A 3,072-nucleotide genomic window follows, 5' to 3' on the forward strand; every position below is an offset into this window, starting at 1 on the left:
AGGCATCAAAACTATAATCCAATGAAAAGAATCCAATTTCTGTTCATCTGCCTTTTCCTCTTTGCTTTGCCATTAAAAGCGCAGGAATCCATTGAGTTCAAAATAGAGGCCCTTAGCAAAAATCCTGACAATAGAAAGGAAAAAGAACGGCTGGATCAATTGGCCGATTTATATTTTGAATTTAAGTTACTCTCAGACCCCGAACTTAACATCCCAACAAGGCAGACGGAATGGAGGGATTTTTCCGATTCAGGTATCAAACGTCGCAGGGACGGCCTTGAGCTGTTATCCAAAGCTGTAAAGTCCATCGATCGGTCCGGGCTTGGGCGTGAAGATCAACTGAATTATGATGTGTTAAAAAACACCATCGAAATTGAAAATGAAGGGGAAAAATTCCCTTATCAGTTAATGCCCATTACCAATAACCTATTCAGCAGCTATCATCAAAGGATTGTTAATTTTTCTACTAGAACGGCTATTCAAACCAATAAAGACGTGGATGATTTTCTCATCAAACTTGGGAAAATCCCCAAATTAATAGATCAACTCATTGGATTGATGGATAAAGGAATAGAGATGGGAATCATGCCTTCCAAAGCCAGCCTAAAAGGAGTTCCGGATCAGTTGCAAAATATGAGAGATAATGACCTTTTCCTATCCAACCTTAACGCTTACCTCTCCAAAAAACAGACAGCCTATAGTGAAGAAATAACCGATAAAGCTATGGGGATCCTTTCCGGAAGCGTGTTTCCTGCATTCGAAAAACTTCAATCATATATGGAGAAATCCTATATTCCAAACGCAAGGGAGTCTGTAGGATGGAAGGACATTCCGGATGGGGAAAGTTGGTATAATTATAGAATAAAAGTTGAAACCACCACCTCATTACCTTTTCATCAAATCCATGAAATCGGTTTGAGGGAAGTCAAACGGATAAGGGCAGAGATGGACTCCCTGATCCAATCCACCGGATTTACAGGTTCCTTTGATGAATTTAATACTTTTCTCAGAACCGACCCCCGGTTTTTCTTTGAGGAACCTGCACAACTTTTGGACGCTTACCGTGCCATCGCCAAGAAAATTGACCCTGAGCTTCCAAAAATGTTTGGAAAGCTTCCCCGAATGCCGTATGGAGTCTTCCCCGTTCCTGAAATCAGGGAGAAATATGCCACTACAGCCTATTATTCCCCAAGTTCTGCCTCATCGGGTAGGGCGGGCATATTTTACGCCAACACTTACGATTTAATGAGCCGTCCCAAGTGGGAAATGGAAGCTTTGACCATCCATGAGGCCATGCCGGGACACCATTTGCAAATTTCACTGGCACAGGAGATGGAAGATGTACCTGAATTCAGGAAATACGTCCGCTACACTGCCTTTTCCGAAGGATGGGGATTGTATTCCGAAAGTCTGGGCGATGAAATGGGTTTTTATAAGGATCCTTACTCAAAATTCGGACAACTTACCTATGAAATGTGGCGGGCCATCCGATTGGTAGTGGATACAGGTATACACGGCATGGGCTGGTCTAGGCAGGAAGCCATTGATTATTTTAAAGGCAATTCCGCCAAAACAGAACACGATATTACCGTCGAAATAGACCGATATATTGCCTGGCCAGCACAGGCCTTGGCCTACAAAGTTGGGGAATTGAAGATAAAGGAGCTCCGTGCAGCGGCTGAACAACAGTTGGGAGAAAAATTCGATATACGGATGTTCCATGATGAACTGTTGTCCTTTGGAGCTCTGCCCTTGAGTATTCTAGAGGAAAGGATGAGAGAATGGATTATATCATTAAAATAGATACATCCCTAGCTTGGGTTGCCTATCCAAATTTACCGCATTGAATTTCAGATTCACTAGATCTCATTAATAGGGTGATCGGGTGATCTGGTGATCGAGTCATCGGAGATCGAGAATCCAAAATCCGAAATCCGAAATCATAAATCATAAATCACCAATCATAAATTCTGCAACCAATCGACCAAAGATTGCAACCTAATGACAAAGCCGCTTGTAATGAAAAAAGTAACTTGGCCCCATGAAATCGAGCATGAGGAAAACCTCACACGGAGGGACGATTATAACCATGCGAGATTCTCCCGAGAGTCGGGACAGGCTATCCCGATAAACCGGGACAAGTTATGCCCTTTGAAAAACAAAAAATAAACAGATGAAACATACTCCCTTTTGCTTTGACAGAAGCACCTACCTGCTGTTGTTTCTTTTGGGTTCAATCCCTGCGATTTTAAATCCCGCCTTTGCCCAAAAAGAAAGGATCACCACCACCATCAGCCGGGCAGAATCGGAATCCCATCTCCGGTTTTTGGCCGCCGATGAATTAAGGGGGCGCAATACGGGGACCATTGAACTGGACATAGCCGCCAGGTATATCGCCGAGCAGTTCCGTAAATATGGGCTAAAGCCCCCAAATGAAAATGGTGACTTTCTTCAGGACATTCCGATGAGAAGGTATGTTAAACCCCAACAGGCAGAGGTACAGCTGTTGGACCAAACATTTGTCCTTGGTAAAGATCTTTTCTGGATGATGGGTAGCAATTTAATGGTGGAAGCGCCCCTTGTATTGGTACTTTCCGATAAAGACTTTGAAAGGACTGACATGAAGGATAAAATAGTCATACTTCCTGTCTCCCTGTCTAGAGTTCAGAGGGAAGAAAGAAGATTGCTTGTAGATAAAAAAGGGGGATTGGCCATAATTGAATTATTTTTAAGGGAAAATCACCTAAGAAGGCCTTGGGGTACCTTTATGAGGTTTTTCAATTCTGATAGAATAGTCCCTGAGTCAAAGTCACTTAAAAGCGACCTGCCCCACCTATGTATTAGGGATACACTTAACAGTACTTTTAACCAATTAAGACGTCAAGGGAGGCATAATCTAAAAATTTCACTATCATCCGATGGGTATACGAACATTAAATCCTCCAACGTGGCTGGCATCATTGAGGGGACTGATGAAACCATGAAACAGGAATATATTGTATTGACTGCCCATTACGATCATCTTGGTGTGATCCATTCTACCACTTTCACAGATTCCATTTATAATGGAGC

General features: G+C 42.7%; 2 protein-coding genes and 1 pseudogene. All 3 read left to right on the plus strand.

Going from position 1 to position 3,072, the window contains the following annotated elements; all coding sequences use genetic code 11:
- A partial coding sequence (locus ACEW8O_RS22665; protein ID WP_373496912.1) for a DUF885 family protein occupies positions 1 to 1,803 on the plus strand: 1,803 nt, incomplete at its 5' end.
- A 216-nt stretch (positions 1,804 to 2,019) separates the two neighbouring features.
- On the plus strand, positions 2,020 to 2,169 hold the full coding sequence (locus tag ACEW8O_RS22670; protein ID WP_373496913.1) for a hypothetical protein: 150 nt from the start codon (positions 2,020 to 2,022) through the stop codon (positions 2,167 to 2,169).
- A gap of 4 nt (positions 2,170 to 2,173) precedes the next feature.
- A pseudogene (locus ACEW8O_RS22675) lies at positions 2,174 to 3,072 on the plus strand (hypothetical protein); the annotation flags it as partial.

It is taken from the genome of Aquiflexum sp. (assembly GCF_041749095.1).
In the GTDB taxonomy this organism is placed as follows: domain Bacteria; phylum Bacteroidota; class Bacteroidia; order Cytophagales; family Cyclobacteriaceae; genus Aquiflexum.

What these genes read in the sequence shown, in the direction of transcription:
- ACEW8O_RS22670 (WP_373496913.1), top strand. Translation starts at nt 2,020, where the DNA reads ATGAAAAAAGTAACTTGGCCCCATGAAATCGAGCATGAGGAAAACCTC.